Consider the following 12,038-nt stretch of genomic DNA (forward strand, 5'->3'; position numbering starts at 1 on the left):
GCGGCGCGCGCCGAAAAGCGCGCGCTGCGGACGGCCGCGCCGCGCCCGTTACAGCGCGCGGCGCGGCGGCCCGTTCCACTCGATCAGTCCTTCTTGACTTCCTTGAACTCGGCATCGACCACGTCGTCCGCCGGCTGGCTCGCGCCGCCCGCGTGCGCACCGCCGCCCGCCGCCGACGCATCGCCGCCCGCCGCCGCGGCCGCCGCGCCCTGGGCGGCCTGCATGTCGGCGTACATCTTCTCGCCGAGCTTCTGCGAAGCCGTGCCCAGCGCCTCGATCTTGCCTTCGATCTCCGCCTTGTCGGCCGACGCGCTCTTCAGCGCGTCTTCGAGATCCTTCAGCGCGGACTCGATCTTCTCCTTCTCGCCCGCGTCGAGCTTGTCGCCGTACTCGGCCACCGCCTTCTTCGTGCTGTGCACGAGCGCGTCGCCCTGGTTGCGCGCGTCGGCCAGCTCGCGCAGCTTGTGGTCCTCTTCCGCGTTCGCTTCGGCGTCCTTCACCATCTTGTCGATCTCGGCGTCCGAGAGGCCCGAGTTCGCCTTGATGGTGATCTTGTTCTCCTTGCCGGTCGCCTTGTCCTTCGCGCCCACGTGCAGGATGCCGTTCGCGTCGATGTCGAAGGTCACCTCGATCTGCGGCACGCCGCGCGGGGAAGGCGGAATGCCTTCCAGGTTGAACTCGCCGAGCAGCTTGTTGCCGGCCGCCATCTCGCGTTCGCCCTGGAACACCTTGATCGTCACGGCGCCCTGGTTGTCGTCGGCTGTCGAATACACCTGCGAGTGCTTGGTCGGGATCGTGGTGTTCTTGTTGATCATCTTCGTCATCACGCCGCCGAGCGTCTCGATGCCGAGCGAGAGCGGCGTCACGTCGAGCAGCAGCACGTCCTTGCGATCGCCCGAGAGCACCTGACCCTGGATCGCGGCGCCCACGGCCACGGCCTCGTCCGGGTTCACGTCGCGGCGCGGCTCCTTGCCGAAGAACTCCTTCACCTTCTCCTGCACCTTCGGCATGCGCGTCTGGCCGCCGACGAGAATCACGTCGTCGATGTCGCCGACCTTCACGCCCGCGTCCTTGATCGCGACGCGGCACGGCTCGATCGTGCGCTCGATCAGTTCCTCGACCAGCGCCTCGAGCTTCGCCCGCGTGACCTTCAGGTTCAGGTGCTTCGGACCCGAGGCGTCCGCCGTGATGTACGGCAGGTTGATTTCGGTCTGCTGGCTCGACGAGAGCTCGATCTTGGCCTTTTCGGCGGCTTCCTTCAGGCGTTGCAGCGCGAGCACGTCGCGGCTGAGGTCGACGCCCTGCTCCTTCTTGAACTCGCCGATGATGTAATCGATGATGCGCTGGTCGAAGTCCTCGCCGCCGAGGAACGTGTCGCCGTTGGTCGAGAGCACTTCGAACTGCATTTCACCGTCCACGTCGGCGATCTCGATGATCGAGATGTCGAACGTGCCACCGCCCAGGTCGAACACCGCGATCTTGCGGTCGCCCTTCTCGGCCTTGTCGAGGCCGAACGCGAGCGCGGCCGCCGTCGGCTCGTTGATGATCCGCTTCACTTCGAGGCCGGCGATGCGGCCGGCGTCCTTGGTCGCCTGGCGCTGGCTGTCGTTGAAGTACGCGGGCACCGTGATCACCGCTTCGGTGACGGGCTCGCCGAGGTAGTCCTCGGCCGTCTTCTTCATCTTGCGCAGCACTTCGGCCGAAACCTGCGGCGGCGCGAGCTTCTGGCCGTGCGCCTCGACCCAGGCGTCGCCGTTGTCGGCCTTGACGATCTTGTACGGCATCAGGCCGATGTCCTTCTGGACTTCCTTCTCCTCGAAGCGACGGCCGATCAGCCGCTTGACCGCGAACAGCGTGTTGGTCGGATTCGTGACCGACTGGCGCTTGGCCGGCGCGCCGACCAGCACTTCGTTGTCGTCCACGTAGGCGATGATCGACGGCGTCGTGCGGGTGCCTTCGGAATTTTCGATCACCTTGACCTGATTGCCTTCCATCAGCGCCACGCACGAGTTGGTGGTGCCGAGGTCGATGCCGATGATTTTGCCCATGTTTCGTAATCTCCAGATTTGATCGCTGCGGAGGGCCGCCCCGCCGTGCCTTCGCACCGGGCGCCCGCCTTCAATTCAGAACTGCCGTCAAGATTGGGACCGCCGCATCGTTTTCAAGACCCTTGACGCGATGCGGTCTTTAATTTTTCCGACCGCGCCCGCCATGCGCGCCGAAGCGGGACGGACCGCGTCTAACCGGCCCCGAGCCACGCCCTGAAACGTCCTGCGCATCTCGAGGCCGCCCGAAACCCGCCGACGGCCCGTGGCGAGCACAGACCTTTCTTTTCGCTTACTTCGGCTGTGCGACGGTGACGAGCGCCGGACGCAGCACGCGCTCGGCGATCACGTAGCCCTTCTGCAGCACGGTGACGACCGTGTTGGGCTCCTGATCGGCCGGCACCATCGAGATGGCCTGGTGGCGATGCGGGTCGAACTTCTCGCCGACCGGGTTCAAGGCCACGACGCGGCCCTTCTCGAGCGCGCCGGCCAGTTGCTTCAACGTCAACTCGACGCCTTCGCGCACCCTGGCGAGATCGCTGGAATTGTCGGCGAGCGCAGCCTCGAGGCTGTCGACGACCGGCAGCAGATACTCGGCGAAGCTCTCGATGGCGAACTTGTGGGCCTTCGCCACGTCGTCCTGCGCCCGGCGGCGCACGTTCTCGGTTTCGGCCTTCGCGCGCAGGAAGTCTTCCTGCAGTCCGGCGATCTTCGCCTCGGCTTCGGCGAGCGCCGTCTCCGCGCCGCCCGGCGCGGCGGCTTCCTGGCCGGCCGCGGCGGAAGCAGGTTCTTGCGCGGGCGTCGGGTTCGTCGGGTTGTCTTGCGTGTTTTCCATGTCGCTGAACGTCGTTAACAAGAAATTGGAGGAACGGGGCCGGTTCCGCCGGCCGGCCGGACTGCCGCCGGCACGGCGCGGCCCGCCGTGCGCAATGTCGCTCCACTTGGGGGGCGGATCGGCGATTTCAAGGGCCGGCAGCCGCTTTTTTTGCGGCGCCGCCGGGCGGAAATCCGCCGTTACACCGCTTACCCGCACCCCGCCAGATTGAAATTGAGTACGGGCAAACACTGACCTACACTGAAAGCTTCCGGCGCGGCGGGGTCCGGGTAAACCGGTCCCCGCCGTGCCGGACAGCTTTCATTTCCATGCTGGAATTCCCGGGGGAGCACCGTGAAACTGACCCTTGCAATATCGGCGGTCGCCCTGGTGCTCATTGCCGGAACCACGACCATCTGCATGTCCGGCGCCGTCAACTACAACACGACCGAGTACGGCGCGGTTCACGCGACGATCGAATCGCTCTTCAGTCCTCACGCGAAAGTTTGTCGATAGTCCGCCGGTCGCGCTTGGTCGGCCGCCCGTGCAGCACGGCGGCCGGTTCCCGGAAAAGCCGCCGCCGCGCCTCTTCGGCCGTGCGCTTCGCGCGGCTTTCCGCCGTTTCCGCATAGAGCGTCTGCGCGATGCTGGCGGGACCGCGCACCTCGCAGAGGCCGAGCACGTCCACTTCCCACACCTGCTCGACGACGGCGATCGTCACGCGATCGCCGACACGCACATCCTTCGACGCCTTCACGGCGTCCCCGCCGATGCGCACGCGCCCCTTCGCGACGGCATCGGCCGCGAGCGAGCGCGTCTTGAAGAAGCGGGCCGCCCAGAGCCACTTGTCGATGCGCAGCCGCGCGGTCGGTTCGGTCGATACCTTGTAGTTCATACGATTCGTCCGGGTTGCGTCCGGATTACGTCCGGGTCGGATAGCCGTCTGCGCCGCAGGATTCGGGCCGCGGCCCAGGCGGCCGATCAGGTTGCCATCCAGGCCGCCATTCAGGCCGCCGCGCCGGCCGGCACCGCGGCCTGCACGGGCCAGCCCTGCAGATGCTGCGCGACGATTTCGCCGAGCGCGGCAATCCAGGCCGGCGCGGCGTTCAGGCACGGGATACGGTGGAACGCCTGACCGCCCGCGTGCAGGAACTCGTCGCGCACCTCCATGCCGATCTCCTCGATGGTCTCGAGGCAGTCGGCCGTAAACCCGGGGCAAAACACGTCGGCGCGCCGCACGCCCGCCTCGCCCAGTTCCTTCAGCGTCGGCGCCGTGTACGGCTGAAGCCACTGCGCGCGGCCGAACCGCGACTGGAACGCGACGCGGCATTCGACGGGCGAGAGCTCGAGCGCATGCATGAGCAGCGCGGCCGTCTGCTGGCACTGGTCATGATAGGGGTCGCCGAGATCGAGCGTGCGGCTCGGCACCCCGTGAAAGCTGAGCACGAGCCGGTCGCCCGCGGCGAAATCGGGGCGGCCGTGCTGCTCCCAGTAGTGCCTCACCTGCGCGGCCAGCGCGCCGATATAGGCAGGATGGTCGTGATAGCCGCGCACGGTGCGCACTTCCGGCTGGTTGCGCATGCGCCGCAGCGCCGCGAACGCGGCGTCGAACGCCGTCGCCGTGGTGGAGGACGAATATTGCGGATACATCGGCATCAGCAGGATCCGCTCGGCGCCGGCCAGCTTGAGCTGGTTGAGCATGGCCGGGATGTCGGGGGTGCCGTAGCGCATCGCGTAATCGACGAGCACGGCGTAATCGTTCAGTTGCAGCAGATGCCGCAGGCCGTCGGCCTGCTTCTGCGTGTGCACGCGCAGCGGCGAGCCCTCGGCCGTCCAGACGGCCGCGTATTTCTTCGCCGACGCCCGGCCGCGGCCGGGCAGGATCAGCGCGCGCAGCACGATCTGCCAGAGCGGCGCCGGAATCTCGACGACGCGCGGGTCGGACAGGAACTGCGCGAGATAGCGGCGCACCGCGGGCGGCGTCGGCTCGTCGGGCGTGCCGAGATTGATCAGCAGCACCGCGACGCGATGCGCGCCGGCGGATTGCAGGGGCCGCTCCAGATCGAAACGCATAGGCCGAAAGCTGGCCGTGCCCCAAGGCACGGCGTCGTTGCACGAAGTCTCATTATAGCGGCCGGACAACGGCCGGCCCGGCGAGACGGGAAGCGCCGCGGGAAACCCGCGCCTAATTCTGGCTGAGCGCGAGCGAGAGCAGCCGCGCCGTGATGTCGACGATCGGGATGACGCGGTTGTAGGCCATCCGGGTCGGGCCGATCACGCCGAGCGTGCCGACGATCTGGCCGTTCACCTCGTAGGGCGCGGTGACGACGCTCATCTCCTCAATCGGCACGAGGTTCGACTCGCCGCCGATGAAGATCTGCACGCCCTGCGCGTGGCTCGACACGTCGAGCAGTTGGAGCAGGCTCGTTTTCTGGTCGAACACGTCGAAAAGCTTGCGCAGCCGCGCCATGTCCGAGGACAGGTCAGCCACTTCGAGCAGGTTGCGCTCGCCGGAGATCAGCACGGTCTCGCCGGCCTCGGCCTCGTCGGCGCTCGCAACGACGGCCGCGTGCATGAGCGCCGTCATGTCGCTGCGCAGCGCGTCGATTTCCTCGCGCAGCCGCACGCGCACCTCGTCGAACGAAAGCCCGGCGAAATTCGCGTTGATGTAATTGGACGCCTCGGTCAGTTCCGAGAGCGAGAAGTCGCGCTGCGTCGCCATGATGCGGTTTTGCACGTCGCCTTCGGGCGTCACGACGATGAGCAGGATGCGCCTGTCGGACAGGCGCATGAATTCGATCTGCCGGAAGACGTGGCTGCGCCGCGGCGTGAGCACCACGCCGGCGAACTGCGAAAGGTTGGACAGCACGCTCGCGGCGGCGGCCACCACCTTCTGCGGCTCGCCGGGGCGCAGCGTGGTCTTCACGATGCGCACGACCGCTTCCTCATCGGCCGCGGACTCGACGGTGAGCATCGTGTCAACGAAGAGCCGGTAGCCGCGCGGGGTCGGGATGCGCCCGGCCGACGTGTGCGGGCTCGCGACGAGACCCAGCTCCTCGAGGTCCGACATCACGTTGCGGATCGTCGCGGGGCTCAGTTCCAGCCCGGAAAAGCGCGACAGCGTGCGCGAACCGACCGGCTGACCCTCGGCGATGTATCGCTCGATCAACGTTTTGAGGAGAGTTTGGGCGCGCGGGTCTAACATGGCGAAAAATTTTAGCTCAATGGCAGTCGCACCGCGAGGCGGGCCGACGCCACGGACCTGCCGCGGCGACCGCCTGCCGGATCCGGGCTCGCGCAGGCGGGCCCGACCGTCGTTACGCCGCCATTCTATCGGGAAACCGCGAAAAAACCGGCGGCGGGCCAGGCCGCCTTTCGGGCCGGTTCTTTTCGCGACCTGACTATGGTGTAATGCCGGCATGCAAACCAACAGCCAGTTCAAGACCGTCGCGCTCGTCGGGCGCAGCAACACGCCGGGCATCGGCGAGCCGCTGCTCGGCCTCGCCGCGTGCATCGTCGAGCGCGGCTTCGAAGTCGTCTTCGAGGCGCAGACCGCGGCCGAAATCGGCGTGACCGACTACCGGGCGTTGACGCCGGCCGAGATCGGCACGCACGCGGACGTGGCCGTCGTGCTCGGCGGCGACGGCACCATGCTCGGCATCGGCCGCCTGCTCGCGCCGTACCAGACGCCGCTCATCGGCATCAACCACGGCCGGCTCGGCTTCGTCACCGACATCGCCTTCGCGGACATGCGGGAAATCGTCCCGCTGCTGCTCGGCGGCCGCTTCGAGCGCGAGGAGCGCACGCTGCTCGAAGCCCGCATCACGCGCGACGGCGAACCGATCTATCACTCGCTCGCGTTCAACGACGTGGTGGTGAACCGCAGCGGCTTCTCGGGCATGGCCGAGCTGCGCGTGCACGTGGACGGCCGCTTCATGTACAACCAGCGCTCGGACGGCCTCATCGTCGCCACGCCGACGGGTTCGACCGCCTACGCGCTCTCGTCGTCGGGGCCGATCCTGCATCCGCGGCTGCAGGGCATCGTGCTCGTGCCGATCGCGCCGCACGCGCTCTCGAACCGGCCGATCGTGCTGCCCGACGACTCGATGGTGAGCATCCAGATCGTCGGCGGGCGCGACGTCAACGTGAACTTCGACATGCAGTCGTTCACCGCGCTGCAACTCGGCGACGTGATCGAAGTGCGGCGCTCGCGCCATACCGTGCCGTTCCTGCATCCGGTCGGCTACAGCTACTACGCGACGCTGCGCAAGAAGCTGCACTGGAACGAGCATCCCTCGCGCGAGGACGACCCCGAGGACTAATCAAGGGAACAGGCCGCGCGTCCGCGCATCGTCATCGCTTCCGGCTTTTCGCCCCGACTTCCCTGACAGACGACCCATGCTCCGCCATCTCTCGATACGCGACTTCGTGATCGTCGCGGCGCTCGACCTCGAATTCGACAGCGGCTTCACGGTGTTTTCGGGCGAAACGGGCGCCGGCAAATCCATCCTGATCGACGCGCTCGCGCTCACGCTCGGCGCACGGGCGGACGCGGGCGTCGTGCGCGCGGGCGCGGCCCGCGCCGACATCACGGCCGAATTCGACGCGCCGCCGCCCGTCGCGCGCTGGCTCGACGCGCAGGCGCTCGGCGACGCGCACGAAGACGGCGCGTCCGTGATGCTGCGACGCGTTATCGACAGCGGCGGGCGCTCGCGCGCGTTCGTCAACGGCACGCCGGCCACGCTCGCGCAGTTGCGCGAGGTCGGCGAAATGCTCGTGGACATCCACGGCCAGCATGCGCACCAGTTGCTGATGCGCCCCGACGCGCAGCGCGAGCTGTTCGACGCGCACGCCGGCCTCGCCGCGACGGCGGCTGCCGTCGCGCGCGCCTGGCGGACCTGGCGCGATGCCGCGCAGGCGCTCGAAACCGCGCAGACGCGCGACCGCGAAATCGCGCTCGAACGCGAGCGGCTCGCCTGGCAGCTCTCCGAACTCGACAAGCTCGCGCCGCAGCCCGGCGAATGGGAGGAGATCAACGCGGAGCATCTGCGTCTCTCGCATTCGGCGAGTCTCATCGACGGCGTGCAGGGCGCGCTTGCCGCGCTGTCGGAATCGGACGACGCGCTCCTCTCGGGCGTCGGCGCCCTCGTCTCGAAGTTGCGAGACCTGGCCGGGATCGACCCGGCGCTCGGCGATACGCTCGCGGCGCTGGAGCCCGCGGTCATCCAGTTGCAGGAGGCCGCGTACTCGCTCGGCCATTACGCGCAGCGTCTCGAACTCGACCCGGACCGGCTCGCGCAGGTCGAGGCGCGGCTCGACGCGCTCCACTCGACCGCGCGCAAATTCCGCCTGCGGCCCGAAGCGCTGCCCGAGGAGCACGAGACGCGGCGCGCGCAGTTGGCGGCGCTCGATGCCGCCGCCGATCTCGACGGCCTGCGCGCGTCGGCGAACGAGGCGCGCGAAGCCTGGCTCGCCGAGGCGAAGCAACTCTCGAAGGCGCGCGCGAAGGCGGCGAAGGCGCTGGGCGCGGCGGTCACGCAGGGCATGCAGGAACTCTCGATGGCAGGCGGCCGCTTCGAGGTCGCGCTGGTGCCGCTCGCGGACGGCGGCGCGCACGGCCTCGAGCAAGTCGAGTTCCGCGTGGCCGGCCATGCGGGCGTGCCGTTGCGGCCGCTCGCGAAGATCGCCTCGGGCGGCGAACTCGCGCGCATCAGCCTCGCGCTCGCCGTGATCGCGAGCGCCGCCAGCCTCACGCCGACGCTGATCTTCGACGAGGTGGACACGGGCATCGGCGGCGGCGTGGCCGAAGTCGTCGGCCGGCTGCTCCATCAGCTCGGCCGCGAGCGCCAGGTGCTCTGCGTCACGCATCTGCCGCAGGTCGCGGCGCGCGGCGATCGTCATTTCCAGGTGTCGAAGTCGACGGACGCGGGCGGCGCCACGCTGTCGGTCGTCACGCCGCTCGACCGGCCGGGCCGCATCGAGGAAGTCGCGCGGATGCTGGGCGGCCTCGAGATCACGGCAACCACGCGGCGCCACGCGAAGGAAATGCTCGCGGCCTAAAGCGAGAAAATCGGGTCGCCGTGCCGGCGCCCCGGGTTCGGCCGCGCGACCAAACCGACCACGGGCGCATGCCGGTGAGCGAGCCCGCCCTCGCCGGCGAGGCCGAAGCGACGCCTCCCTACGGCCGGAAATTCAGCACCGCTCGCCGAACACCCTGCGCCAGAGCGCGAGCACGGCGTCGCGCTCGCCGGCCACGCGCTGCGGCTCGACCCTCGCCGCGTCCATGCCTTCGAGCCGCAACTGATGCTGGAGCTTGCGGTAGGTGCGGTAGGCCGCGCCGATCGTCTCCGCCTCCGCCGCGCTCATGAGCCCGAAACGCGAAACATCGCGCAGCAGCGCGATGTTGCCGGTGTTGCGGATCAGCGCCGGGTCCCGGGCCGCGTGGAGCAGCACCCAGTATTGGACCAGGAATTCGATGTCGACCATCCCGCCGCGGTCGTGCTTGAGATCGAAGCGACCCGTGCGGTTCGGATGCCCGTCCTCGACGCGCGCGCGCATTCCGACGATTTCGCCCGCAAGCGCGCCGGCCTCGCGCGGCGCCGTCAGCACCCGGACGCGGATCGCCTCGAACTGCGCGCCGATCTGCGCGTCGCCGGCGCAAAAACGCGCGCGCGTGAGCGCCTGGTGCTCCCAGACCCAGGCGGTGTTCGCCGCGTCGCCCTCGCGTAGCTGATAGCGGCGGAACGCGTCGAGATCGGTCACGAGCAGCCCCGACTCGCCGTTCGGCCGCAACCGCAGATCGATGTCGAACAGCGTGCCCGCGCCCGTCGCCGTGGTCAGCCACGTGATGAGCCGGCGCGCGAACATCGCGTAGACCTCTGGCGCGTGCTCGTCGGGGTCGTCGTACAGAAAGATCAGGTCGAGATCGGACGCGTAGCCGAGCTCCTTGCCGCCGAGCTTGCCGTAGGCGATCGCGGCGAAGCGCGGCACCTCGCGATGGCGCCGCGCGAACTGTTGCCAGACGGCCTCGATCGTCACGTCGAGCATGGCGTCGGCGAGCTCGGAGAGCCGGTCGCTCACGTGCTCGACCGAGAGCTGGCCCGCCAGATCGATGAGCAGGATGCGGAACACCTCGGCCTGATGCGCGTGACGCAGCAGGTCCATCTGCTGCTCCATGCCGTCGGCCGCCGCGAGACGCGCGCGCAGCGCGCGCTTGAACTCGGGCCAGTCGAACGGCGTGGCGATGACTTCGTCGTCGAGCAGTTCGTCGAGCAGTTGCGGATGGCGGCACAGGTAGCCGGCCGCCCAGCGCGACGCGCCGAGCACGGCGAGCACGCGGTCGAGCGCGCCCGGATATTCGGTGAGGAGCGCGAGATAGGCGCCGCGCCGGCCGATGGCTTCGAGTAGGTCGAAGAGCCGCGCGAGCGTGTCGCCGCGGCGCGCGCGCGGCTCGATCGAACGCGCCGCCTCGAGCGCGCGCTGGGCCACGCAGTCGAAGCGCACCCGGCTGCTCTCGGGCAGGCCGAGGTAGCGCGCCGACCGGTAGACGCCGCGCAGCCGCGCGAGCAGCGCGTCGGCGTCGTCGATGCCGAGCTCGGCGAGCCGCGCGAGCAGCACGTCCTCGCCGCCGTCCTCGGCCAGCGCGCCGCTCCAGACCCAGGCCGCCGCGCCGTCCTCGGGCACCGCGCAGCCGCCGTAGCCGTTCACCTTGTCGGCGAAAATCTGGTCGAACTGCCGGGCGACCTTGCGGCGATGCCCGTCCAGCACGTCCATCAGCGCCGCGTAGCCGTCGAAGCCCATCGCGCGGGCCAGCGCCTCGCGCTCGTCGTCCTGCGCCGGCATCGAATGGGTCTGCGCGTCGTCCCGGTACTGCAGCCGGTGTTCGAGCCTGCGCAGGAAGCGGTAGGCGTTCGCGAGATCGTCGCGCACGCCGGGCGGGACGAGCCCGCGCGCCGCCGCGTGGTCGAGCACGGCCAGCGTCGGGCGCACGCGGAAACCGGCGTCCTGGCCGCCGCGGATCAACTGGAACACCTGGGCGCTGAACTCGATCTCGCGGATGCCACCGCGGCCGAGCTTGATGTCGTCGGCCTTGTCGGGCCGCATCGCCGCGCGGCGCTGCGCCTCCTGGCGAATCTGCAGATGCAGCGAGCGGATCGCGCCGATCGCGCCGAAATCCAGATAGCGGCGGTAGACGAACGGCCTGACGAGCGCGTCGAGCTGCTTCGCGAGCCGCCGCTGCGGCTCGCCGGCCCGGCCCGGTTCGCGGCCGGACAACAGCCGCCCCTTGATCCAGGCGTAGCGCTCCCACTCGCGGCCCTGCACGTAGAAATACTCCTCGAGCATGCCGAGGCTGCAGACGAGCGGCCCCGAATCGCCGTTCGGCCGCAGCCGCATGTCGACGCGAAAGACGTAGCCGTCGGACGTCACGTCGTTGAGCGCGGCGATGAGGCGTTTGCCCACGCGCGTGAAGAAGTCCTGCGTCGCGATCGGGGCACGCGTGCCGCCGGCCGTCTCGCCGTCGTCTTCGTAGACGAAGATCAGGTCGATGTCCGACGAGACGTTCAGTTCGCGGCCGCCCAGCTTGCCCATGCCGACCACGCCGAGCACGAGCCGCTCGCCGTGCGGGCCGCGCGGCTCGCCGAACAGCGCCTCGAGGTCGGCCGTGACGACGGCGAGCGCGCGCTCGAGCGCGACTTCGGCCAGGTCGGTCATCGCGCCCGTGACCTCGGCCACGTCGGCCGCGCCGGCGAGATCGCGCGCCATCACCGCGCAGAACACCTCGGTGCGCAACTGGCGCAGGGCCTTCTTCAGTCGATGATCATCGGCGAGCGGCGCGGCGGGCGATACCCGACCGTCCGCCTCTCCTGCCGCACCCGCCTCTCCTGCCGCGCCCGCCGTACCCGCCACGTCCGCCGAACCGGGCAGCGCCCCTCCGGCCGCCGCCGCGCACAGCGCGTCGAGCCGCGCCTCGATGCACTCGCGCGTCACCGGCGCCGCCGCGAGGGCGGCGACGAGGCCGGGCAATTCGGGACGGGCGGCGCCGGCGCGCGCCGCATAGCGGGAATAGCGGGAACCTGGGAACGGAGTGTCGGTCATCGGGGAAAGGGCGTCGTTCGTTGCGCCTGCGGGCGGCGCGGCCGGCCGGACCGGGGGGCGGGCGCCCCGCGCGGGACGGGCGC

Annotated in this window: 9 protein-coding genes; 3 read left to right on the forward strand and 6 right to left on the reverse strand. The window is 69.5% G+C overall.

What is annotated here, in order from left to right:
• Positions 1–83: 83 nt before the first annotated feature.
• Together dnaK and grpE are read right to left on the reverse strand one after the other, a co-directional pair.
• Positions 84–2,048, reverse strand: a complete 1,965-nt coding sequence (gene dnaK / locus CY652_RS05525) for a molecular chaperone DnaK (protein ID WP_102129700.1) — start codon at positions 2,046–2,048, stop codon at positions 84–86.
• 289 nt (positions 2,049–2,337) lie between these two features.
• A complete protein-coding gene (gene grpE / locus CY652_RS05530; RefSeq protein WP_102129701.1) occupies positions 2,338–2,880 on the reverse strand; it encodes a nucleotide exchange factor GrpE in 543 nt (180 codons plus the stop codon).
• A gap of 333 nt (positions 2,881–3,213) precedes the next feature.
• Here grpE and CY652_RS24375 point away from each other — a divergent pair, with 333 nt between their 5' ends.
• Positions 3,214–3,375, forward strand: a complete 162-nt coding sequence (locus CY652_RS24375; RefSeq protein ID WP_180970423.1) for a hypothetical protein — start codon at positions 3,214–3,216, stop codon at positions 3,373–3,375.
• Here the strand turns inward: CY652_RS24375 and CY652_RS05535 are convergent.
• The 3 genes from CY652_RS05535 to hrcA form a co-directional block, all read right to left on the reverse strand.
• Positions 3,347–3,754, reverse strand: a complete 408-nt coding sequence (locus CY652_RS05535; protein ID WP_102129702.1) for an RNA-binding S4 domain-containing protein — start codon at positions 3,752–3,754, stop codon at positions 3,347–3,349. The two genes, CY652_RS24375 and CY652_RS05535, sit on opposite strands and share 29 nt — an antisense overlap.
• 110 nt (positions 3,755–3,864) lie before the next feature.
• Positions 3,865–4,932, reverse strand: coding sequence for a ferrochelatase (gene hemH, locus CY652_RS05540; RefSeq protein ID WP_102129703.1), 1,068 nt, complete (start codon positions 4,930–4,932; stop codon positions 3,865–3,867).
• A gap of 112 nt (positions 4,933–5,044) precedes the next feature.
• Positions 5,045–6,340: a heat-inducible transcriptional repressor HrcA gene (gene hrcA, locus CY652_RS05545; RefSeq protein ID WP_180970425.1), complete on the reverse strand. Its 1,296-nt coding sequence runs from the start codon at positions 6,338–6,340 to the stop codon at positions 5,045–5,047.
• Between hrcA and CY652_RS05550 the strand changes: the two genes are divergently transcribed.
• Positions 6,279–7,181 carry an NAD kinase gene (locus CY652_RS05550; RefSeq protein ID WP_102129704.1) on the forward strand — a complete coding sequence of 301 codons (903 nt, stop codon included), beginning with the start codon at positions 6,279–6,281 and terminating at the stop codon, positions 7,179–7,181. The genes hrcA and CY652_RS05550 overlap by 62 nt on opposite strands.
• 76 nt (positions 7,182–7,257) lie before the next feature.
• Positions 7,258–8,919, forward strand: coding sequence for a DNA repair protein RecN (recN, locus tag CY652_RS05555; RefSeq protein ID WP_102129705.1), 1,662 nt, complete (start codon positions 7,258–7,260; stop codon positions 8,917–8,919).
• A 132-nt stretch (positions 8,920–9,051) separates the two neighbouring features.
• Here the strand turns inward: recN and glnE are convergent, their stop codons facing one another.
• Positions 9,052–11,955 (reverse strand): bifunctional [glutamate--ammonia ligase]-adenylyl-L-tyrosine phosphorylase/[glutamate--ammonia-ligase] adenylyltransferase, encoded by a 2,904-nt coding sequence (glnE, locus tag CY652_RS05560; protein ID WP_102129706.1) that lies wholly within the window; start codon positions 11,953–11,955, stop codon positions 9,052–9,054.
• Positions 11,956–12,038 lie beyond the last annotated feature (83 nt).

It is taken from the genome of Burkholderia sp. WAC0059 (assembly GCF_002870125.1).
Classification (GTDB): Bacteria; Pseudomonadota; Gammaproteobacteria; order Burkholderiales; family Burkholderiaceae; genus Paraburkholderia.